Genomic DNA, 22,324 nt, shown 5'->3' on the forward strand with positions numbered 1-22,324 from the left:
CCCGTTTTAACTATATTCTAAATTCCTTCAATCAACTTCTTCCCGTGACCTGCAAGCAGGTGGTCAGGTTGAATCGCAAGAGCCTGTTCAAACATTTCAATTGCCTTCTCTGCGTTTTCTTTAAAGCCATAAGCAACTCCAAGGTTATAAAAAGCATCCGCATGATCTGGATCTAATTTTACACTCTCTTCTAATTGTTCAATCGCTTCGTCGATGTATTCTGCCTGTGCCAGGCATAGGCCGTATTGAAAAAAGGCTTCGGCATCGTCCTCAAGAAGTTCCGTGCTTCTCTGTAAAAAAGGCAGTGCCAGTCGACCTTGGTCCAGTTGTACAAGTGTCATTCCTAGCATAAAATAATTATCGCCTGACTCAAGACCCTTTTTCATTGCCAGCTCAAAGTTTTGCTTCGCTTCTTCAAATCGCTCCATCTCATAGTATAGATTTCCTTTGCTATAGTAGGCAGCAATCGCGTCACTATCCAAGTCGAGCGCACGATCATAAAATTTTAATGCTTTTTCTGTTTCACCTACAGCAGTTAGGACATTTCCAAAGTTGATATGAGCAACCGCATTTTTCGGTTCTTCCTCAATTGCTTCCATAAAGGATCTGGCTGCTTCCTCCCATTTCCCTTCTTTCATATATTCAATTCCTGCTTGATTTTTATCCATCCGTACACACTCCATTCGAAAAAATTATATCATAATTCACACCAAAATCTTTGCTAAAAAAAACCCCGGCATCCCAAATGGGACCGGGGACAATGGTTATCCGACATACGTTAGTTTGCTTCCGTCCTTATACACTTTGTCAATCGTACCTCCACCAAGACATTCATCGCCATTATAGAAAACAACAGCTTGTCCAGGTGTTACAGCCCGAATAGGTTCTTTGAAAATAACTTTTACATTGCCATCTTCAAGCACTTGTACGGTGACAGGATTATCGGCTTGGCGATAGCGGAATTTAGCCGTACACTCAAATTCTTGCTGCGTTGGCTTATCTGATACCCAACTCACCTGTACACCGTCAATTGAGTCAGAGTACAATTTTTCATTTTCAAACCCCTGACCTACATAAAGGACATTCCGTTTTAAATCTTTACCAACCACAAACCAAGGGTCACCTGATCCACCAATCCCTAGTCCATGTCGTTGACCGATTGTATAGTACATCAAGCCATCATGCTTGCCCTTCACTTCCCCGTCTAGCGTTTCCATACGACCAGGTTGTGCTGGTAAATAATTACCTAGGAACTCTTTGAAATCTCGTTCACCAATGAAACAGATGCCGGTACTGTCTTTCTTCGTTGCCGTTGCTAGGTTCGCTTCTTTCGCAATTTCCCGGACCTTAGATTTCTCAATATTGCCAATTGGGAACATCACACGCTTTAATTGGTCCTGTGTTAGCTGGTTTAGGAAATACGTCTGATCCTTATTTTCATCGCGACCACGAAGCATTTTATATTCCCCGTCGCGGTATTCAACTTGTGCATAATGCCCTGTAGCTAGATAATCCGCACCAAGGTTTAACGCATGTTCAAGGAAAGCCTTGAACTTAATTTCTTTATTGCACATAACATCAGGGTTTGGTGTACGCCCTGCCTTATATTCATCTAGAAAATAGGTAAAGACCTTGTCCCAGTATTGTTTTTCAAAATTAACTGCATAATATGGAATCCCAATTTGGTTGCAGACGCGGATGACATCATTATAATCTTCTGTTGCGGTACAAACTCCGTTTTCATCGGTATCGTCCCAGTTTTTCATAAATATACCGATGACGTCATAGCCTTGCTCTTTTAAAAGCAGAGCTGCAACAGACGAATCAACGCCACCTGACATTCCAACAACCACTCGCGTATCTTTAGGTGATTTTTCCATGATTATGACTCACCTCGCTTGTTCTTATCTAATTCTTGTTTCCGGATTTTTTTATCTTCTTAACCTTGCAACGACTTTCGCTGTTTCTTCAGCAGCCTTTTCTACCTGTTCCCTAGTATTATTCAACCCGAAGCTAAACCGAATCGAGTTCGTTAACCGCTCGGAGTTCTTTCCGAACATGGCAACAAGTACATGGGACGGGTCAATCGACCCGGCTGTACAGGCTGACCCACTAGAAACAGCTATTCCTGCTAAGTCAAGATTCACAAGCATCGCTTCGACGTTAGTTCCCGGAAAGCTTAAGTTTAAAACATGAGGCAAACTTTTATCAAGCGAACCGTTTAGTTCAAACGAAATATCGTTGTTTTTTAACTTTTCAATAAATACGTCTTTAAATCCTTGATAGAGTTTACGTTTGTCGTTAGGATTCTCAAGTGAAATTTTAACAGCCTCACAGAAGCCTGCAATCGCCGGCACATTTTCCGTTCCAGCGCGACGCTTTCTTTCTTGTTCACCGCCGAAGGCTAGCTGTGATAATTGAATCCCATCCCGGACATAAAGAAAGCCAATCCCTTTCGGACCATTAATTTTATGAGCGGAGACAGACAGCATATCGACCTTTAATTCCTGAACATTAAGGTTTTCTACCCCATAAGCCTGAACGGCATCTGTATGGAAGGCAGCCTGATGCCCCGTGAGGATCTCTCCGATTTCTCGAATCGGCTGAATCGTTCCTACCTCATTATTCCCAAACATGATGGTTACTAGAGTCGTATCTTCTCGTAATTCCTCTCGTAGATCTTCAATCGAGATCAAGCCTGTTTCATCAACAGATAGATAAGTGACTTCAAAACCACGTTTCTCTAATTCCTGACAACTATGAAGAATGGCATGATGTTCAATGCTAGTTGTAATAATATGCTTGCCTAGATGCTTATTCTTTTCAGCATAACCAATTACAGCTAAATTATCTGCCTCTGTCCCACCACTAGTAAGGATGATGTTGTTCGGCTTCGCCTGAATGCTATCTGCTAGTGCCTGGCGCGTATCGTCAAGAATTTGTCTAGTTTCCCTTCCAAAGGAATGAATACTTGATGGATTCCCATACTGAGTTTCCATTACCTTCATCATCCTGCTAATGACTTGGGGATGGATTGGAGAGGTTGCTGCATGATCTAAATAGATTCTTTCCAAAATGATTGACACCTTCTTTTATGAACTAATTCCCTATTATATATAAAACATATTGGCATCCGATATCCCGGTATCTTCTCGATGGTTGGCCAAATCTTCAATCGTTGTATTATCAAGAACCGCTTTAATCGAGTCCCTAATTCTGACCCATAACTCTCTTTGGGCAGGTGCCTCATCCTCGATCCCTTCGACAAGTACAATCGGTCCTTCTAGTACACGGATAATATCTCCTGCCGTTACTTTAGAAGGTTCATTTGTTAAAACATAGCCTCCGTAAGCACCCCTAATACTTCTTACAAAGCCGGCATTCCGAAGTGGTGCAACAAGCTGCTCTAAATAATGTTCAGATAAGTTATGAGTTTGAGCAATCGATTTCAAGGAAACCGGACCTTCTCCATGGTTTTTAGCAAGCTCAATCATAATTGTCATTCCGTAACGACCCTTTGTAGATATTTTCATAAAACAGCACCCCTATTTGTTTTTTCTCCCAAATGTTTTTTATCTTGTTTAGCTTTTAATTTCGCTAGCCATCGATCGGTTACTATTCGAGAATGTGGCAAAGCGAATCCAGAAATGGGTCCGATACTTAAACTAAAGATAATCGTTCCCCAAAAAACAGGCCCTCCTAGTCTCCAACCAATCACAAGGGCGACAATTTCAATGACACTCCGTACCGTACGGATACTCCAACCAGTCTTTTCCGATATAGCAATCATTAAACTATCACGCGGTCCTGCTCCAAACTGGGCGGATATATAAATGCCCATTCCGTAGCCTAGAAACAATAAACCAAAAGCAAACATGATAACTCTGCCAATTAAATGGTCCGGTGTATTAATGAACGGAAGGATTAAATATAAGTCAATGAATGTTCCAACTAAAAGCATGTTTGCAAATGCACCAATCTGCGGAATCTCTTTTGCAATGATAGCCGAGATGGTTAATATAACTAAACCAGCAATAATGGACCACGAGCCAATCGTGAGGCCAAAATTATAAAATAATCCAACGTGAAGAACATCCCAAGGGGGGACTCCTAAATCACTTTTAAGTAAAAATACAATCCCAAGTGCCATGACAAGAAGCCCAACTAAGTAGATGAAAACCCTTGGAAACACTTGGCCTCTTTTCTTTATCATGATGTCACCAGCATTTCTAAGTATTTTAATAGGCATTAGCCATTATATCATATCTTTCAAGCCATATACATTTGCCTACACTTGAAGGTATGGTAGAGTTAGAGCATAATTTTGAATGGTACTGGAGTGAGGTTCATGAGCGTAAAGCCGCTTGCGTTCAGAATGAGGCCGCGAACAATTGATGAAGTCATTGGTCAACAACATCTTGTCGGTGAGGGGAAAATGATTTCCCGCATGGTACAGGCTCGACAACTGAGTTCGATGATTTTATATGGGCCGCCCGGAATTGGGAAAACGTCGATTGCATCAGCGATCGCCGGAAGCACGCAATATGCGTTCCGCACTTTGAATGCTGTTACAAATAATAAAAAGGATATGGAAATCGTTGCTGCCGAGGCAAAAATGTCCGGTAAAGTAATTTTGCTCCTTGATGAGGTCCATCGTCTTGATAAGGCGAAACAGGATTTTCTTTTACCTTATTTAGAAAATGGGATGATCACCTTAATAGGGGCTACAACGAGCAACCCCTATCATGCGATTAATCCAGCGATTCGAAGCCGGTGTCAAATCTTTGAATTGAAGCCGCTCGAGCCTGAGGATATAAAAACTGCCTTGTTAAGAGCGCTTGAAGACGATGACAGAGGGCTTGGTAGTTATCAAGTGGAACTAACAGAGGATGCCTTGAGTCATTTTGCGACCGCTTCAAACGGAGATGTCCGCAGCTCGCTTAACGCACTTGAATTGGCCGTTTTGTCTACTGCACCGAACGCCGATGGCAAGATTCTTATTGATTTGGAAACGGCCGAGGAATGCATGCAGAAGAAAAGCCTTGCTCACGATAAAGATGGCGATGCCCATTATGATGTTTTATCTGGTTTCCAAAAGTCGATTCGCGGTAGTGATGTAAATGCTGCTCTCCATTATTTAGGTCGATTAATTGAAGCAGGTGACTTGGTTAGCATCGGCAGGAGGTTGTTGATCATTGCCTATGAGGATATCGGCCTTGCTAATCCACAGGCTGGGGCAAGAACGTTGGCAGCAATTGAAACCGCGGAACGAGTCGGATTCCCCGAAGCCAGGATTCCCTTAGCCAATGCCGTCATTGAGCTTTGTTTGTCACCAAAGTCCAACTCTGCGATTGTCGCGATTGATTCAGCATTAGCTGATATCCGGGCCGGCAAAAGCGGTGAGGTTCCTGACCATTTGCGCGATGCTCATTATAAAAGTGCCAAGGAGCTTGGCCGTGGTATCGGATATAAATATCCTCATGATTATGAGGGTGGTTGGGTGAAGCAACAATATCTACCAGATAAATTAAAAGGGAAAGTTTATTTTAAACCGAAAAAGACCGGGAAATTCGAACAAGCTCTCGCTGTTGTGTATGAAAAGATTATGGGGATGAGGAAATAAAGGTTTGTTTTGAACAGGATAGCGAGGGACTAGATTTAATCAAGGCTACTTACCGATTTTCATTCTTTTTTTGCGCCATGAACCCTTCATGGCGCAATTTTTTTTGGTTTTCACTCATTTATTGCCGCAAAGAGCACTAAGAACATAACTTTTTTGCTTAGGAAAAGGTCGGGTAAGCATATATGCATTAATTCTTACGGTTTATTGATTGATTCTCGGGGAATATGCATCGATTATTGAAAGTTATTGATCGATTATTAGACTTTATTGAAAAAATCGTGACCATTTTGTGACAACGATTGTATTTCACACTACTGGCGTGATTTTTTTGAGACTGGGCTATGAACGATTAACCCTCTACGTAGTTAAAAAGCCCCACCAATCAACTTGGCGGGGCTTCGTCATTTTTTTAGTCATTCACACGATGAATTTTAATATCCTTCAAAAGTTCTTTTACAACATAACTAGCCATAATCAATCCGCAGGCCGATGGAACAAATGCATTAGACGAAGGTGGCATTTTCGCTTTGCGAATTGGTGCATCTTGTTTCCCGACAACTCTATTCACTTCTTCAAGGGTAACAATCGGGCTTTCATCTGAAAACACGACGGTTACTCCCTTATGAATCCCTTCTTTTCGCAAACGCGTGCGAATCACCTTTGCTAGCGGGTCCGTATGCGTTTTTGAAATATCGGCGATTTGAAAGCGCGTCGGATCCATCTTATTGGCTGCACCCATACTTGAAATGATTGGAATATCACGCTTTAAGCATTCCTTGGCAAGGTGAATTTTATAAGAAATTGTATCTGAAGCATCGACAACAAAATCGAGGCCATAATCAAAAAATTGCTCGTAGGTATCTTCCGTATAGAACATTTTTAAAGCAATGACTTCACAATCAGGATTGATGTCACGAATCCTTTCTTCCATTAACTCAACCTTAGGTCTCCCTACCGTGGATAATAATGCAATGAGTTGACGGTTCACGTTCGTAATATCAACATCATCCTTATCCACCAAAATCAATCGACCGACACCTGATCGTGCGAGGGCCTCGGCTGCAAACGAACCTACCCCTCCGATTCCGAGGACAGCCACTGTACTGTTTTTCATAATGTCGAGCCCTTCTGTACCAATGGCCAATTCATTTCTAGAAAATTGATGAAGCATCTATTCTCACTCCAAACTAGGGTTAATCTACTTTTATGCTTGTTATTCTTATTCCCGCTAAACAATATATCATACTTTATCTTAAAAACAAGTAATTACATAGGAATAATGAAACAAAAGGCCAATCATTAGAAAAAAAACCAATAAAAAACTCCATGCAATTAACATGGAGTCGTTCGTCGTATGTAGGGTAAGAGCCCCAATCGTGCCGTCATTAGATGCCTTCGTTTTGATCCCGCAGCTAAGCAGGTGGGTGTCCTGTCCCAAACTTTGCAAGTCCTCTAATCCAAGAGGCATTTGCTCACTTTGAGAACTCCGGGCTCCCAATGTAACAATCTTGTTCGGTCAAAACTTCAGGTAAAACAACGAACACATCAGGACTCTTATCGTTAATAAAAATATATCACATGGACAGCCTCATTTCAAGTTGAGGCAATACCAATTTATTCCACTTGTTTCTTAATCTTTAGTGACAAACTTAGTTCTTCAAGTTGCTGTTCACTCACTTCACCTGGTGCTTCTGTTAACAAGCAACTTGCACTTGCCGTCTTAGGGAAAGCAATGGTGTCGCGAAGGTTCGTTCTTCCAGCAAGGAGCATCACCATGCGGTCAAGACCTAAGGCGATTCCACCATGCGGCGGCGTCCCATATTCAAATGCTTCCATCAGAAAGCCAAATTGTTCGTTTGCTTGCTCTTTTGTAAAACCAAGGACCTCAAACATTTTCTCTTGAATTTCACGTTCGAAAATCCTTAAAGATCCTCCACCTAGCTCATAACCATTCAGTACGAGGTCGTAAGCCTGCGCTCTCACACTGCCTGGGTCAGATTCAAGAAGGGGTAGGTCTTCACGAACAGGCATCGTAAACGGATGATGGGCTGCATAATAACGACCTTCTTCTTCCGCATACTCAAGCAATGGCCAATCGGTAATCCACAGGAAATTGAACTTTGATTGATCAATCAACTCAAGGTCCTTACCAAGCTTTAATCTTAATGCTCCAAGTGCATCGGCTACAACTTTCTTTTTATCAGCGACAAAGAGAAGTAGATCCCCAGTTTCAGCCTGTAGAAGGGAAGTGATTGCTTCTTGAACTTCAGTATCTAAGAACTTAGAGATTGGTCCTTTCAAGCCTTCTTCCTCGGCCTTTAACCATGCTAAGCCTTTTGCTCCGTAAATAGAAACGAATTCTGTTAACGCGTCAATATCTTTGCGAGAGTACTTAGCTGCTCCTCCCTTCACATTGATCGCTTTCACCTGGCCGCCGCTCTCAACAGCCGCAGTAAACACCTTGAACCCTGAACCTTTAACAGCTTCAGATAAATCCACAAGTTCCAGACCAAAGCGTGTATCTGGCTTATCTGAACCATAGCGGCCCATTGCATCATCATAGGACATACGGTTGAATGGAGCTTCCACATCAATCCCCTTAACATCCTTCATAACCTTCTGCATCATTTGTTCCGTTAAAGCGAGAATATCTTCCTGGCTCATAAAACTTGTTTCAATATCAATTTGCGTAAATTCTGGCTGACGATCGGCACGAAGGTCTTCGTCACGGAAACAACGAGCGATTTGGTAATAGCGTTCAACTCCACCAACCATCAATAGCTGTTTAAAAATTTGTGGCGATTGAGGTAGTGCGTAAAATTCACCAGGATGAACCCGACTTGGAACAAGATAATCTCTTGCTCCCTCAGGAGTGCTTTTGGTCAAAATTGGTGTTTCAACATCAAGAAAGCCTTCTCCATCTAAATAATCACGAATCGCTTTTGTTGTTTGATGTCTCATTTTAAGCGTTTCAGCCATAACCGGTCGACGCATATCAAGGTAACGATACTTCAAGCGAAGATCCTCAGAAACATCTGTTTTATCCGTAATCGTAAATGGAGGTGTTTTCGCCTCATTTATAATGGTAATTTCCTCAGCTGCAACTTCAATTTTACCTGTTTTCAGGTTGTCATTGATTGTGCCCTCAGCCCTCGCCACGACTTTCCCCTTTATATCAAGGACATATTCGTTCCGGACTTTTTCAGCTACAGCAAGTGCTTCTTTTGATGCATCAGGGTTAAAAACAATCTGCACGATTCCTGTTCTGTCACGTAAGTCAATAAAAATGAGTCCGCCGAGATCACGACGTTTCTGAACCCATCCCTTTAATGTGACCGTCTCTCCAATCGCTATTTCTGTTACGTCACCGCAAAAATATGATCTCCCAAACATGAAGCTTCCCCCTTTATTTAATTAGCTCTTTGAATTTTTCTAAGAAGGAGTCTAGCGGCAATTCAACTTGTCCGCCGTCATCCATGGACTTCAGTGCAATTTTATTATCAGCGAGCTCATCGTCTCCTAAAACGGCAACGTATTTTGCTTGATAGCGGTCAGCTGCCTTAAATTGTGTTTTTATTTTACGGTCTAAATAATCTCTTTCTGCGGAAAAACCAGCACTTCTTAATTGGTGAAGAAGTCCTACTGTATAATCTTTGGCATTCTCTCCAAGGGAAACTAAATAACAATCAATCTTATTTACTACCGGTAGCTCGACCCCTTCTGCATCAAGAGCAGCTAAAAGGCGCTCAATACTAAGCGCAAAGCCAATTCCAGGTGTTTCGGGTCCACCGATTTCTTCGACAAGACCGTTGTAGCGACCTCCACCACAAAGAGTGGTAATTGCCCCAAATCCTTCTGCGTCACTCATAATTTCAAACGCCGTGTGATTGTAATAATCTAGTCCACGAACGAGGTTTGGATCCTCCTCAAACTCAATACCAATATCCGTCAAATATTTCTTTACCTTTGTAAAATATTCGCTCGATTCTTCATTTAAAAAATCGATAATCGATGGTGCCGATTTCATTAATTCATGATCACGATCTGCTTTACAATCGAGAATTCGCATCGGATTTTTCTCTAGTCGGTTTTGACAATCACTACAAAATTCACCAATACGTGGTTGGAAATGCGCGATGAGCGCATCGCGGTGTGCTTTACGACTCTCTTTATCACCAAGGCTATTAATCACAAGCTTCAATTTCTTTAAGCCTAGTTCTTGATAAATTGCCATAGCCAACGAGATGACTTCTGCATCGATAGCTGGATCATTGCTTCCAAGTGCTTCAATTCCGAACTGGACAAATTGACGGAATCGACCTGCCTGTGGGCGCTCATAGCGGAACATTGGTCCCATATAGTAGAGCTTGACCGGCTGGGTTGCTAAACCAAACATTTTATTTCCGACGAAGGATCGAACCGTTGAAGCCGTCCCTTCTGGTCTTAAGGTAACTTCACGACCACCTCTGTCCGTAAAAGAATACATTTCCTTTTGAACGATGTCGGTCGTATCGCCTACACCTCGTGAAAATAATTCTGTATGTTCAAAAATCGGAGTACGTATTTCTTTATATTGGTATTTTTCACAAATCTCTCTAGCTTTATTTTCAATGTATTGCCATTTTTCCGTTTCACCTGGCAATATATCCTGTGTCCCGCGCGGTATTTGAATCTGCTTTGACATGCCGGACAACCTCCTTTATTATCTAAGTTCTTTGTTTATTTATGTAAAACAAAAAAAGCCCCCGTCTCCTTGTCCTAAAAACAAGGGACGAGAGCTTTTGCTTCCCGTGGTGCCACCCTAATTGAAGGCAGTTTAGTGCCTTCCACTTTTACAGTTAACGCCTGTAACGTCCCTCCTACTAATGGTTGCAAAACCAACTTTCAGAAAGGAGCCTACGAGGTGTTCATTCATCAAGTCATCATGTAGAAAAGTTTTCAGCCAAGACTTTTCCTCTCTTTTCATGTGGATCTTCATTACTATTCCTCATCAACGGCATGCTTTTGATATGACATTATATTTGTTTATAATACGGACGAAAAATCCGCTTGTCAAGAACGTTCTAGTCGTTTTTTTAAATTTTTCACATCACGAAGTGAAAGCCCGAATTCTGAAGCGAGCTCAATCATATTTGAACTTTGCTCCTTTTGGATAAAATCATGCAAATCGACGCTAAAAATTTGGTTTTCTCCAAGATTCATCATATTCCCTTTTTCACTAAACCGCATATAATCACCTTCCGTATGGTTATGTACCTATTGTTCCCATGAAGTTGAAAATATTTCATATCTCTGCCCGACTTTTTTTAAAAGGGTGTGTTAAACGCGACTGTTGATTTCCGCTCCAGTCACTTCGCTTTCCGCGGGCAGTCCGGGAGCCTCCTCGTCGCTAACGCTCCTGCGGGGTCTCCCTTGGCCTCGCACTCCCGCAGGACAATGAATAGCTTCTCCGATTAAGCCCACGCACAAGAAAATGCGCTTTTCATTTTCGAGGAGTCTTCGTGCCTGAAGCGGAAATCAACCGGATAGCTAAAATCAACATTATCCTTTAAAAAGCTTTGATTAAACAGAAACTGGACAAAATCTAGTGATTTTGGCAATATAATCCGTTAAAATAAATACAAAGAAAAGTTTACAGGGGGATGAGAATCATTGCTGAATAAAAAGATGGCCACCATCTTTGTTTGCCTGTTACTCATTATTACAGGCAGCATCCAGAAGGCCGTACCAGCAGAAGCTCAAAATGGATTTGTAACAATAACCGCATCAAACTTGAATGTCAGAGAAGGTCCTGGACTGAGTTATTCAATCATGAGCAAAGTCAATAAAGGGGAACGGTTTCCGATTGTTAAGGAAGAAGGAGACTGGATAAAGATTGGGCTATCAGCTGGTAGGCAAGGCTGGGTAGCCAATTGGTATACGACCAAGGACTCCGCTGACAACTCTTTAGCTACAGGCGGAACAACCGGTACGGTAACAGCAGATAGCCTTAGGGTACGAACTGGCCCTGGGACAAGCCACTCTTTAGCCGGGTCATTAACTCACGGACAAAAAGTTACCATAAAAGAGCTTAGTGGAAATTGGGTTAAAATTTCTCTAAATTCATTCGAAGGCTGGGTTTCCAAAGAATATTTGAGTATGAGTACCACCCAACAAGCAAACTCTCAAAGTGGAAAGAAAGAAGCCGTTGTGACAGCGGGTTTAAATGTTCGGACAAGCCCCTCAGTTTCTAGTAATAAAGTAGGAACTCTAGCTAAGGGGTCACGTGTTATTGTAAACTCTCAAGCAAATGGTTGGTCGCAAATCAATTATAATGGAACCAATTCTTGGGTTAGCAGTCAGTACTTGAACTTCTCAGTTCAAACCCAAAACACTACAACAGCATCAGCTACTACTGTTGTGACCGCTTCTTCCTTATATGTTAGAGATCAGGGTAGCCTAAACGGAAAAGTGGTCGGACAAGTTGTTAAGGGGCAAACGTTCACCATCCTTGCCGAAACAAATAATTGGTTAAAAATCGAGTACGAAAATGGGAAAACTGGGTGGGCAGCAGGTTGGTTCTTTGATAAGAGCCAAACCAATGGGGGAATATCCACTTCAGCTGTCAAAAATCAAACCATTACCATTCTAAGCGATGGAACCAATATTCGGAATGATGCTGGTGTCGACGGTGCTGTTATCCAGAGAGCAACCAAAGGAGAAACATATGAAGTCACTAACCTAAATGGTGATTGGTATCAAATCCATCTTAGTGGTGGTAAAACTGGGTATATAGCAGGTTGGATTGTTTCTCTGAACGGATCCGGGACACAAATCGAAAAGCCAGATGCTGGTGTCCACACCAAGAACAAAACCATTGTTATTGACCCTGGACATGGTGGAAATGACAGCGGAACAATTGGTGCTAGAGGTACACATGAAAAAGACCTTAACCTTAAAACGGCAAAGCTCCTTCACGATAAACTAAAAGCTGCCGGGGCAAATGTACATATGACAAGAACCTCCGACAAGTATGTTTCATTAGCATCACGGGTATCAACTAGCCATTACCGGAATGCGGATGCATTCATCTCGATTCATTACGATAGCATTTCCGACAAAAGTGTCCGAGGAATGACTACGTATTATTACTACGGGAAAGGCCTTGCAAGTGAATTGCATTCAGGTGTCATTAATCGAACGCAACTTAAAAACAGGGATGTCCGCTACGGAAACTATTATGTCCTAAGGGAAAACAAACAAAGTAGTGCCCTACTAGAACTTGGCTATTTAAGCAACCCTACCGAGGAAATGCTAGTTAGTACAAATCAATACCAACAAACCGTAGCCGATGGACTATTTGAAGGCTTAGCAAGGTATTTTAAAACGAATTAAGCAGTAAATAATAACGAGGGATCCTTAGACTATAAAATAGAGGTAGGTTCAAGGTATATAAGGGGAGTTTTTCCCGTTAAACTACAGAATAGAGGTTGGTCAGGGGATATAAGGGGAGATTTTCCCGTTAAGCAAAGCAAAATGACCATTTTCATGTTTTTTTGAGTCAATAGCGGGAAATTCTCCCTTTATTTGAGCCATTTTCAGTGGTAATTCCAAATTAACGGGAATTTTTCCCCTTATCTGGGTCTTTCAGGGCCGGCGCTTTTATTACTCCGAAATTGAGGAGAGTTCAACAGGCAAACCGAAAGAATAAATAAAAATGGCTCAGTATCGTGAACTGAGCCATTTTTTTAACATATGCAGTTGAACTACATTTTCGAATGCGGGTTTTGTAACAATCCCTAAGTAGTAGAGATTCCCCCTCTTAGATACTATCAATAATTAATGTTACCGGTCCGTCATTTGTCAGTTGAACATCCATCATTGCTCCAAATACGCCGGTTTCTACTTTTACACCTTTTTCGCGTAGAATGGAATTGAAAGATTCATAAATCTCGTTTGCATGCTCTGGACGAGCGGCTCCCATAAAGTTTGGGCGCCTTCCTTTTCGACAATCACCATAGAGTGTAAATTGGGAAACAGATAATACCTCTCCGCCCACATCTAGTAGTGAAAGATTCATCTTCCCGTTCTCATCTTCAAAGACACGAAGATTGGCCACCTTTTCCGCAAGAAAGGCTGCATCCTTTTCTTGGTCCTCATGAGTGACCCCTACAAGTACCACAAACCCTTTTGTAATCGAACCGGTTATTTCCCCATCCACCGTAACCTTTGCTTCTTTACTGCGTTGTACAACAACTCTCATACTAACAAACTCCTTAAACATGCGTCTGACCTCCAGTAATGTGCACTGGAGGTCAGGACGTTTTTTTAGTTTAGTACCCTTCTGACAGAATAAATGTCAGGGATTTGCTTGATTCGGTCAACCACTTTTTGGAGATGGCTGACGTTTGTAATCGCAATCGACATATGAATCGTTGCCACTTTGTTCCGGTCTGATTTCCCGGAGACCGCCGAGATGTTCGTTTTTGTTTCATTAACAGCCTGAAGCACTTCATTAAGAAGTCCTCTACGGTCATAACCTGTAATCTCAATGTCGACATTGTATTCTTTGCGGTCATTGAGAGCTGTTTCCCATTCCACTGGAATGAGACGTGCTTGGGCATCATCGGTATGAATATTCGTACAGTCAGAGCGGTGAACCGAAACCCCTCTCCCCTTTGTGATAAAGCCAACAATATCATCGCCTGGAACTGGGTTACAACAGCGCGAAAGGCGGATCAATAAATTGTCAATTCCGGTTACCCTTACGCCTGATTCGCGTTTTTTGACTTGAGGGAGCGATTTAAGTTCTGCAACCGCGTTTGAGATATCCTTTTCCTGCTCTTTATCACGCTTTTTCCGCCATTTCTCGGTTAATCGATTCGCAACCTGAAGGGCAGTTACCCCGCCATAGCCAACAGCAGCGTACATATCTTCTTCACTCGAGAAATTAAACTTATCGGCAACCTGCTTTATATTTTCGGGAGTTAGGATTTCTTTTAAATCAAAATCCATTAGTTTGATTTCTTTTTCAACAAGCTCCCGACCTTTATCGACGTTTTCATCTTTCCGCTGCTTCTTAAAGAATTGGCGGATTTTATTTTTAGCCTGAGAGGTCTGAGCTAACTTTAGCCAATCTTGACTTGGTCCGTACGAGTGCTTTGAAGTCAGGATCTCAATAATGTCGCCAGTCTTGAGCTTGTAGTCCAGCGTTACCATCTTGCCGTTTACTTTTGCACCAATGGTTTTATTGCCAATTTCGGAGTGAATACGATAAGCATAGTCGATTGGTACAGAACCTGAAGGTAACTCAATCACATCAGCTTTTGGCGTAAACACGAAAACCATGTCCGAAAACAAGTCAATTTTCAAGGACTCCATAAATTCCTCGGCATCGTTCGTTTCATTCTGGAATTCGAGGATTTCACGGAACCATGTCAATTTTTTATCTAGTGTAAGTCCTTCTGCAACAGGCTTGCCTTCCTTATAGGCCCAGTGTGCCGCAACCCCGAACTCAGCAATACGGTGCATGTCGGTTGTCCGAATTTGAACCTCGAGAGGATCACCTTTAGGACCAATGACTGTCGTATGCAAAGATTGGTACATATTCGGCTTTGGCATTGCAATATAGTCCTTAAATCGGCCAGGCATTGGCTTCCAGCAGGTATGAATGATTCCGAGAACAGCATAACAGTCCTTGATACTGTTCACGATAATTCTCACGGCTAATAAATCATAAATTTCGGTGAATTGTTTGTTTTGCAAAACCATTTTCCGATAAATACTATAAATATGCTTTGGCCTGCCATTCAGCTCTGCCTTAATATTGACATCCTTTAATTGGTCACGGACTTCAACCATAACTTCGTCTAAATAATTCTCCCGTTCGGCCCGCTTCTTTTTCATCAAGTTTACAATTCGGTAATATTGTTGTGGATTTAGGTACCTTAGGGCTGTATCTTCAAGCTCCCATTTAATTTTAGAGATACCAAGTCTATGGGCTAGAGGTGCAAAGATTTCAAGTGTTTCATTTGAAATTCTACGCTGTTTTTCTTGTGGGAGATGCTTCAATGTCCTCATATTGTGAAGACGGTCGGCAAGCTTAATTAAAATGACCCGAATGTCCTGAGCCATGGCAACAAACATTTTTCTGTGATTTTCCGCCTGCTGCTCTTCTTGAGACTTGTATTTAATTTTACCGAGCTTTGTTACTCCATCGACAAGCATAGCCACTTCGGAGTTAAATGCCTTTTCAATATCCTCAAGCGTTACTTCTGTATCCTCAACGACATCATGAAGAAAACCAGCGGCCACGGTCGCAGGGTCCATTTCAAGATCGGCAAGTATCCCAGATACCTGAATTGGATGAATGATGTAAGGTTCACCTGATTTCCGAAACTGGTCATGGTGAGCGGCTTTTGCGAAATCGTAAGCTTTTCTTACCATCTCAACATGCTCATCATTTAAGTATTCACTTGTCATTTGGATAACTTGCTCGGCGGTTAACACTTCATCATTCGCCATGAAATCACCTTTATCATAAAAAATCTGGAGGATTTTGCAATGTCTCCAGCGGCCATTGTATAAAATAAAATGGTTTCCTAACCATCTTCCTAATTCTAAAGTATCAAATGGATTGTTATTATTATCAAAGAAAAATTCCAATATGTAAAGAAAAGAATCTAATTTAGCGTGAGAAATCGAAAAAAATGTCGAAAAACCTTTAGATACTATATGGAAAAGGCACCCCGGGTAGAAGTGCCTATCTCTTTTAGTATTCCAATAGTGTAAGGATATCGTAGTTGCCTATCTTGCTGCGGCCGTCTAGATAGGTTAGTTCAATTAGGAACGCAATCCCAGCAACAACACCACCTAGTTCCTCAACTAATTTAATGGTTGCTTCAATTGTACCACCTGTTGCAAGTAGGTCATCAGTAATCAACACTCTTTGACCAGGCTTGATTGCATCCCTATGGATTGTTAAAACATCTGTGCCGTATTCAAGGCCATAATCTACATCAACCGTTTCGCGCGGCAACTTCCCTTTTTTACGAACAGGAGCAAAACCCAACCCAAGTGAATAAGCCACTGGGCATCCAATGATAAATCCGCGGGCTTCAGGTCCAACGATAAGGTCGATTTCTTTATCACGCGCATAAGCGACAATCTGATCGGTTGCATATTTATATGCATCGCCATTAGCCATCAATGGTGTGATGTCCTTAAATTTAATACCCGGCTTTGGCCAATCGGGTACGATGGCTACGAATTGCTTTAAATCCATTATGAAATTGCCTCCTCAAATTGCACCGACTCTTGAATGATTTTATCGAACCAATTCTTCAACTGCTCAAACGAAGAATAGAGCAAATCATTTTCAAGAGTAAATGTATCCTGTTTTTTCTGGTATGTTTTAGATTCAGATAAGTCCCTCTTCGGAACATTCGTTTCTAAGGAAATAAATCCATTGTTTATTTTAACAAACTCTAGCTCAAAAAACACCTGTGACATAAAATCGACTGTCTCTTTTGTCCAACCTCGATATTTCGCAAGATCTTCACCGTGACGATTTAAGTCAAATGCACCTTTCTTCGCTAAGAAAGCATAAAACCATTTGAAATGCTCTCTCGTAGGCATTGTGCTAAAGAAATCACTATCCTTTTTATAAAAATGGGCATATACGCGTGCAGGTTGTTTACCCGCTAGTAATTTTTCAAGCACATCTAACGAAGGAGGCAAATCTAGTAGGACTATATTTTTATTATGAATATTAGCCTTTACTGCTACTTCCTCATCGCTCACTTTAATAAGGCGGTCTTGACAATAAGGTCGAAACAAATCCTCTGTACGGTCATCAAATAAAATCCATGAGGTTTCTTCAGCTGGAATCATATCAGAAAGCTTCTCATGCCGTCTTAATCCTCTGATATCAAACAACTGCCAAGACTCTACAGCAAGGTCCTGGAGAAAAATCTGTGGCTTTCGTCTATTATTCCATTCATTGATGGAGAGTTCGCCAATAACGGATAAAGAAGAAATCGGCGAAATTTCCTCATGTAGCTCTCCAAGACTGAAACCAATGCCATCAAGCGAAGTTTCCTCACTCGCAAGTGTTACTTTCAAATGCTTGTTATTGGCACCAATTCTACGCATGGTAGAAATTTGAGCTTCTTTTATTAACACCTTTGGTTTCGGATTATCAACACCATACGGAGCAAGCTTAGCCATTTCCAAAATCGAATCTAGTGAAATTTCTCCGAGACTAATTTCTAAATCTACATTTGTTATCGGAACTAAATCTGTTTCACTCAACTGATCAGCAGCAAGTGTGTTCAGACTTTGTCTTAGTTGCTCAACATCCTCAAGTTTTAAGGTCATCCCAGCTGCCATCGGATGCCCCCCGAAATGAGGTAAAATTTCACGGCACGTAGACAGGTTTTTAAATAAGTCGAAGCCCTGAATACTTCTCGCTGATCCTTTAGCTAGCCCTTTTTCTTTATCAAAGCTAAGGACAATCGTTGGGCGATAAAACTTTTCAACGAGTCGGGATGCAACAATCCCAATCACACCTGCATTCCAGCCTTCCTTACCAATAACGAGAACATGGTTGTCCTTGACAGGATAATGGTTTTCGACCTCGTAGATGGCCTCTTCCGTGATCGTCGCCACAAGGGCTTGACGCTCTTTGTTTACAGCATCAATCTCTTCCGCCAACATGACAGCTTCTTCTCTGTCTTCTGTCATCAGTAGCCTTACGGCAGGGTCTGCACCCCCTAACCGTCCCACCGCATTGATCCGTGGACCGATAATAAAGCCAATCGTCTCTTCTGAAACAGTTGATAACTCTGTTTTCGTGAGTGAAAGCAACGCACGTAGACCCATGTTCTCTGATCGCTTCATTTGTTCAATCCCTTTTTTCGCAATCAGACGGTTTTCATCTGTTAACGAAACGAGGTCAGCAATTGTACCAATTGCAGCAATTTCTAGTAATTCTTCTGGAACGAAACCACATAAGGCGTGAGCAACTTTAAAGGCTACCCCTACACCTGCAAGATCCCTAAAGGGATAAATACTATCTTCAAGTTTAGGATGGATGATTGCGAACGCGTCCGGGAGAACGGGCCCGGGCTCATGGTGATCAGTGATGATTAAATCGATTCCAAGCTCTTTAGCAACGTCTGCTTCATGAAGCGCAGAAATACCTGTATCAACCGTAATTATTAAACCGATTCCACGCTCAGCCGCTTTTCTGAAAGCAGCCTCATTCGGGCCGTAGCCCTCTGTAAAGCGGTTCGGAATATAATAATCGACATTGGCTCCTAACTCTTGTAAAACCTTCATCATAACGGTCGTAGAACTAACTCCATCGGCATCATAATCACCGAATATCTGGATTGGCTCTTGGTTCTCTATAGCTTGATTCACTCTACTAACAAGTTTATCCATATCTTTCAATTGGAAAGGATCGTGAAATGATAGGTTTTCTTCAAACAAAAAATACCGGGCAGTCTCCACGGTATCAAATCCGCGATTGACGAGCAACGCTGCTGTCAAAGGAGCGATTTTCATTGCAACGGCAAGCTCTTCTGCTTTTAATCGGTCGGTTTCTTTTACAACCCACCTAGTTTTGGATTTTAACATAGGTTCACCCCTCAGCCTTTCCATTATACAGAAGCATTGAAGTTGTTTCAATCGGTGGGAATTTTATGCAGGGTATCTAGGAAAAATAATTTGTAAATTATAGAAAAAAGGAACTTCAGATTTGTTCAGATACAAATTAGAGAAATCTGTTGATTGGAGTGGAAGGCGCGTAGACTCCTCGAAAATGAAACTGCACATTTTCTCGTGCGTGGGCAAACTCGAGGAAGCTATTCAGTGTCCTGCGGGATTAGCGGGACAGGTGAGACCCCGCAGGAGCAATAGCGACGAGGAGGCTCACCGCCCGCCCCGCGGAAAGCGAAGCGCCTGGAACGGAAATCAACAGACCAAATGAACCCTCTAAAACAAAGAAAACTGTAGGAAAACTCAATTTAGCTAGAGTTTTCCTACAGTCTACATTGTCCTTCATCAAGTGATGAAGGACATTTTTTCTCGTGAATTGGACGTGAAAGGCTAGGTGAATAACAAGTACTTTTACTTGTTATTCATAATTGCCCCTCCACATTCAATGGTTCATTATACCTGTGGTTCATCCGAAACTTTTCGCTTTTCTTTATAGGTGTTAATGACACCTTTTTTCTTCAGTTCTTTTGTTTTCAGAACATAGTATAGCTGAGCTGCAATGAAAACCGATGAATACGTACCGGCAATAAGACCTAGTAGCAACGCGAGTGAGAAGTTCCAAATCGTTTCGCTACCGAAAGCCAATAAAGCAACGACGGTGATCACAACCGTCAATACGGTATTCATGGACCTTCCCATTGTTTGACGCAAACTCTTATTTACGACCTCCGCAATATCTTCCGGAGTTTTCAATTTCCGCTTCCGTTGTAGATTTTCTCTAATACGGTCAAAGGTAACAATTGTATCGTTAATCGAATAACCAATAATTGTCAAAACAGCCGCAATAAAGGTTAAATCAACTTCTAGTCGCAGTAAACTAAATAATGCAATGATAAAAAATGCATCATGTAACAACGCAATAATTGCTGGCAATGCCATTCTCATTTCAAAACGAATCGTTACGTAAAGTACAATCCCAATTGAAGCTAAAACAAGAGCAATAAAGGCATTTTTAGCGAGCTCTTTTCCGATGGTAGGTGAAACCGTACTAACATTTGGCTCGGCGCCGTACAGTTCTTTAAAATCTGCTTTTAGGCTTGCAATTTCATCCTTTGAAAGAACATCCTTAAAGCGCGCTACGCCAATTTCATTATTGTCACCTGAAAGAACAATATCATCTGTCTCGATACCAGCTTTCGCTAAATCAGCTTTCAGTTCCTGTGCGACCACTGGTTGATTGGACAGGACCTCAACTCTTGTCCCACTTGAAAAGTCAATTCCAAGATTCAAGCGGAAAATGGCTAAAACAATTAGACCCGTAGCTAATAAGACAGCTGAAACTGTAAAGAAGGTTTTGCGAATTTTAATGAAATCGAAACGATCAAACCTCGTTTTCAAATCTAACGTATCGACATTGTCTGCGATATTATGGATCTCGTTCTTTTTCACACCAAACCAACCGACTCTGTTATTCAGGAAGCCACTGCCTACCCACAGACCAAGTAGAACTCTTGATCCAAACACAGCAGTAACAAAGCTCATCACGATACTCAGTATGAGCATCGTCGCAAAGCCCTTAACTGAGCTTGTCCCATAAATAAATAAGACAAGTGCGGCAATAAGTGTGGTTATGTTCGCATCGACAATGGTTGAAAGCGAATTTTTACTTCCGGCTTCAAACGCCGCTTTTACTTTACGACCAACCTTAAGTTCTTCTTTTATTCGCTCATAAGTAATAATGTTGGCATCGACAGCCATCCCGACTCCAAGAATCAAGGCGGCAATCCCAGGGAGTGTCAGAACCCCATTCATCCAGTCAAACACTAATAAAACGAGGTAAATATAAATGGAAAGTGTAACAACGGCGATGAGGCCAGGGAATCGGTATAACGACAGCATAAAGAGAAATACGGCTAGAATACCAATAATTCCAGCTAGGATGGTTTTATCTAATGCTTGTTCCCCAAACTTCGCTCCAACCGAGGTAGAATATTGTTCCTCTAGCTCAACCGGTAGCGCACCTGCATTTAAAAGGTTAGCAAGATCCTTCGCTTCCTCAACCGTAAAATTACCCGTAATTTGTACCGTGTCTGTTGCTAAAACCTGAGTTACGTTTGGAGCAGATAGAAACTTAGGCGCTGGCTTCATGCGTTCCTCGCGGTAGGAGTCCACACCCTCTTCATAGTCCAGCCAAATGACTAGCTGATTTTCAGGAGCCATACCTAAAATTTCGCTAGTTACTTTCCCAAATTCTTCTCCGCTTTTTAACGTAAGGGAAACGCTTGGTGCGTTGTTTTCATCAAAGCTTTGGGTTGCCCCATTTTCAGCAAGATCCCCGCCATCCAACATGAGTTGGTCATTGGCATCACGGAAACTAAGATTCGCTTCTGTAGAGAGGATTTCTCGGGCCTTAGCCTGGTCAGTAACACCTGCTAACTGAACCCTTATGCGGTTATCCCCTTCAATTTGAATGTTTGGCTCGCTGACTCCGAGCACGTTCACACGCCTATCTAGCGCTTCGGCCGTACTGACCAAAGTTTCTCTGTCAGCAGGCTGACCATCTTTTGTTTTCACTTCATAAAGCACTTCAAAGCCACCTTGCAAATCAAGGCCAAGCTTAATGTTACCCAAAATGTTCTGGGTCGTTAATCCCATCGCACTTCCAATTAACAAAACAACAAGGAAGAAGGCGATCAACCGGCTGCGTTTTACCATTATGTATAAGTCCTCCTTAATTTATAGCAAGGCTCTGTTAAAGGAAATTGTTGATTTTGCTTACCGTTGATTGGAGCGGAAGGCGCTTGACTCCTGCGGGAGCAGCGGGACAGGTGAGACCCCGCAGGAGCGAAAGCGACGAGGAGGCTCACCGCCCGCCCCGCGGAAAGCAAGCGCCTGGAGCGGAAATCAACATTCTTATTTTACAGAGCCTTTCGCAAAAAAAAATAAGTCTTTCTAGCAAGCTAACTTGATGAAAGAACTATTTTAAAAATATACGTTCTA

The 22,324-nt window shown here is 42.0% G+C and carries 16 protein-coding genes, 1 other RNA gene and 1 other annotated feature; of the genes, 2 read left to right on the forward strand and 15 right to left on the reverse strand.

Annotation, left to right across the window (positions count from 1 at the left end; genetic code table 11):
* Window positions 1-17: 17 nt before the first annotated feature.
* The 5 genes from BMX30_RS03270 to BMX30_RS03290 form a co-directional block, all read right to left on the reverse strand.
* Window positions 18-668 carry a tetratricopeptide repeat protein gene (locus BMX30_RS03270; RefSeq protein ID WP_090741171.1) on the reverse strand — a complete coding sequence of 217 codons (651 nt, stop codon included), beginning with the start codon at window positions 666-668 and terminating at the stop codon, window positions 18-20.
* A gap of 96 nt (window positions 669-764) precedes the next feature.
* The gene (mnmA, locus tag BMX30_RS03275) at window positions 765-1,880 is read right to left on the reverse strand and encodes a tRNA 2-thiouridine(34) synthase MnmA (protein ID WP_090741173.1); all 1,116 of its coding nucleotides are present in this window, start codon (window positions 1,878-1,880) and stop codon (window positions 765-767) included.
* Window positions 1,881-1,931: 51 nt separating this feature from the next.
* The gene (locus BMX30_RS03280) at window positions 1,932-3,074 is read right to left on the reverse strand and encodes a cysteine desulfurase family protein (protein WP_090741175.1); all 1,143 of its coding nucleotides are present in this window, start codon (window positions 3,072-3,074) and stop codon (window positions 1,932-1,934) included.
* Between the two features lie 36 nt (window positions 3,075-3,110).
* Entirely contained in the window at window positions 3,111-3,533 is a 423-nt protein-coding gene (cymR, locus tag BMX30_RS03285) for a cysteine metabolism transcriptional regulator CymR (protein ID WP_090741177.1), read from the reverse strand.
* On the reverse strand, window positions 3,530-4,213 hold the full coding sequence (locus tag BMX30_RS03290) for a YczE/YyaS/YitT family protein (RefSeq protein ID WP_170843779.1): 684 nt from the start codon (window positions 4,211-4,213) through the stop codon (window positions 3,530-3,532). Before BMX30_RS03290 ends, cymR begins: the two co-directional genes overlap by 4 nt.
* A gap of 135 nt (window positions 4,214-4,348) precedes the next feature.
* Between BMX30_RS03290 and BMX30_RS03295 the strand changes: the two genes are divergently transcribed.
* Entirely contained in the window at window positions 4,349-5,623 is a 1,275-nt protein-coding gene (locus BMX30_RS03295) for a replication-associated recombination protein A (RefSeq protein WP_090741179.1), read from the forward strand.
* A 409-nt stretch (window positions 5,624-6,032) separates the two neighbouring features.
* Here BMX30_RS03295 and BMX30_RS03300 read toward each other — a convergent pair whose 3' ends face one another.
* The 5 genes from BMX30_RS03300 to BMX30_RS23380 form a co-directional block, all read right to left on the reverse strand.
* Window positions 6,033-6,794, reverse strand: a complete 762-nt coding sequence (locus tag BMX30_RS03300) for a tRNA threonylcarbamoyladenosine dehydratase (RefSeq protein ID WP_090741181.1) — start codon at window positions 6,792-6,794, stop codon at window positions 6,033-6,035.
* A gap of 192 nt (window positions 6,795-6,986) precedes the next feature.
* Window positions 6,987-7,178, reverse strand: a non-coding RNA gene (ssrS, locus tag BMX30_RS03305) — 6S RNA.
* A gap of 59 nt (window positions 7,179-7,237) precedes the next feature.
* On the reverse strand, window positions 7,238-9,016 hold the full coding sequence (gene aspS / locus BMX30_RS03310; protein WP_090741183.1) for an aspartate--tRNA ligase: 1,779 nt from the start codon (window positions 9,014-9,016) through the stop codon (window positions 7,238-7,240).
* 13 nt (window positions 9,017-9,029) lie between these two features.
* Window positions 9,030-10,307 carry a histidine--tRNA ligase gene (gene hisS / locus BMX30_RS03315; RefSeq protein ID WP_090741185.1) on the reverse strand — a complete coding sequence of 426 codons (1,278 nt, stop codon included), beginning with the start codon at window positions 10,305-10,307 and terminating at the stop codon, window positions 9,030-9,032.
* Between the two features lie 80 nt (window positions 10,308-10,387).
* Window positions 10,388-10,626 (reverse strand) — a binding site (T-box leader).
* A gap of 49 nt (window positions 10,627-10,675) precedes the next feature.
* Window positions 10,676-10,852: a hypothetical protein gene (locus BMX30_RS23380; RefSeq protein WP_170843780.1), complete on the reverse strand. Its 177-nt coding sequence runs from the start codon at window positions 10,850-10,852 to the stop codon at window positions 10,676-10,678.
* Window positions 10,853-11,275: 423 nt separating this feature from the next.
* On the opposite strand from BMX30_RS23380, the gene BMX30_RS03320 reads away from it, so the two are divergent.
* Window positions 11,276-12,997 (forward strand): N-acetylmuramoyl-L-alanine amidase family protein, encoded by a 1,722-nt coding sequence (locus BMX30_RS03320; RefSeq protein ID WP_090741187.1) that lies wholly within the window; start codon window positions 11,276-11,278, stop codon window positions 12,995-12,997.
* A gap of 427 nt (window positions 12,998-13,424) precedes the next feature.
* Here the strand turns inward: BMX30_RS03320 and dtd are convergent, their stop codons facing one another.
* The 5 genes from dtd to secDF all read right to left on the reverse strand — a co-directional run bounded on the left by dtd (window position 13,425) and on the right by secDF (window position 22,039).
* A complete protein-coding gene (dtd, locus tag BMX30_RS03325) occupies window positions 13,425-13,865 on the reverse strand; it encodes a D-aminoacyl-tRNA deacylase (protein WP_090741838.1) in 441 nt (146 codons plus the stop codon).
* A gap of 65 nt (window positions 13,866-13,930) precedes the next feature.
* Complete coding sequence (locus BMX30_RS03330; protein ID WP_090741189.1) at window positions 13,931-16,126, reverse strand: RelA/SpoT family protein; 2,196 nt, start codon at window positions 16,124-16,126, stop codon at window positions 13,931-13,933.
* 247 nt (window positions 16,127-16,373) lie between these two features.
* On the reverse strand, window positions 16,374-16,886 hold the full coding sequence (locus BMX30_RS03335; RefSeq protein ID WP_090741192.1) for an adenine phosphoribosyltransferase: 513 nt from the start codon (window positions 16,884-16,886) through the stop codon (window positions 16,374-16,376).
* Entirely contained in the window at window positions 16,886-19,243 is a 2,358-nt protein-coding gene (gene recJ, locus BMX30_RS03340) for a single-stranded-DNA-specific exonuclease RecJ (RefSeq protein WP_090741194.1), read from the reverse strand. The genes BMX30_RS03335 and recJ overlap by 1 nt, the downstream gene beginning before the upstream one ends.
* Before the next feature lie 534 nt (window positions 19,244-19,777).
* Complete coding sequence (gene secDF, locus BMX30_RS03350; protein WP_090741198.1) at window positions 19,778-22,039, reverse strand: protein translocase subunit SecDF; 2,262 nt, start codon at window positions 22,037-22,039, stop codon at window positions 19,778-19,780.
* Window positions 22,040-22,324 lie beyond the last annotated feature (285 nt).

This window comes from Mesobacillus persicus, from assembly GCF_900109925.1.
Taxonomy (GTDB): domain Bacteria; phylum Bacillota; class Bacilli; order Bacillales; family Cytobacillaceae; genus Mesobacillus_B; species Mesobacillus_B persicus.